This window comes from Neobacillus drentensis (genome assembly GCF_036966985.1).
In the GTDB taxonomy this organism is placed as follows: domain Bacteria; phylum Bacillota; class Bacilli; order Bacillales; family Cytobacillaceae; genus Neobacillus; species Neobacillus drentensis_E.
In genome coordinates this window covers 1-1,240 of record NZ_JBALSN010000555.1, presented here as the reverse complement: position 1 = coordinate 1,240, position 1,240 = coordinate 1, and the positions used below count along the sequence as shown (strand labels likewise).

Annotated in this window: 1 protein-coding gene; it reads left to right on the top strand. The window is 41.1% G+C overall.

Features of this window, described 5'->3' with window-relative positions; translation table 11 throughout:
* On the top strand, positions 1–1,159 hold a 1,159-nt coding region (maeA, locus tag V7659_RS27855), incomplete at its 5' end, for an oxaloacetate-decarboxylating malate dehydrogenase (protein WP_335543312.1).
* Positions 1,160–1,240: the final 81 nt, after the last annotated feature.

Genomic DNA, 1,240 nt, shown 5'->3' with positions numbered 1-1,240 from the left:
TTACACGGCTGCAGCAGGGATTGATCCAAGCCGCGTGATTCCAGTTGTATTAGATGTTGGAACTAACAATGAAAAACTATTAAATGATCCATTGTACATCGGGAACCACCACAAACGTGTACAAGGTGAAAAATACGAAGAGTTCATTGATGCGTATGTCAAAGCAGCACTTAAATTCTTCCCGAAAGCATTGCTTCACTGGGAAGACCTTGGAAACAAAAATGCGCGTAACATCATGAAAAAATACAACGACAACATCTTAACATTTAATGATGATATCCAAGGTACTGGTGCCATTACTTTAGCGGGTGTTCTTGCAGCTGTCAAGAAAACTGGTACTCAATTGAAAGATCACCGTGTGATGATTTTCGGAGCTGGATCAGCTGGAATCGGAATCGCCGATCAAATGCGTGACACAATGGTTCTTGAAGGTCTAAGTGAAGAAGAAGCAAACAATGCATTCTGGACGTTAGACTACAGAGGATTGCTAACAGATCAGTTTGAAGATGAAGTGCTTGATTTCCAAAAACCATACCTTCGTTCTTCTGATGAAGTAGAAGGCTGGGCTCGTGATGAAAAAGGACAAATCTCATTTGCTGAAGCTGTTCGCAAGGTGAAGCCAACCATTCTTATTGGTACATCAGGTCAAGGCGGCGCATTCACTGAAGAAATTATTAAAGAAATCGCAGCTCATACAGAGCGTCCAGTGATCATGCCGATGTCTAACCCAACTCCACTTGCTGAAGCAGTACCGGAAGATCTATTCAAATGGACAGACGGTCGTGCGCTTGTTGCAACTGGAAGCCCATTCGAAAATGTCGAGTATAACGGAATTGAACATGAAATCGGACAATCAAACAATGCGTTCGTTTTCCCTGGACTTGGTCTTGGTTCAATCGTAACGGAATCAAAAATCATCACAAAAGGCATGTTCGTTGCTTCAGCGGATGCGATTGCTGAAATGGTTGATCATGATAAACCAGGTGCTGGTCTACTTCCAAGCATTGATAAGTTACAAGAAGTTTCTATCAAAGTAGCTATTGAAGTGGCAAAAGCAGCAATTAAAGATGGTGTCGCAAGAAAAACACCTGAAAACATTGAACAAGCTGTGAAAGATGCTATGTGGATTCCTGAATATAAAAAAATTGTAAGAGCATAATAAAATGTGTAACGCGGCATTGTTTCGGGTAATGTAAGCAATGCCGCTATAAAATAAGAAACATGTAAAGGATTCAAGGAG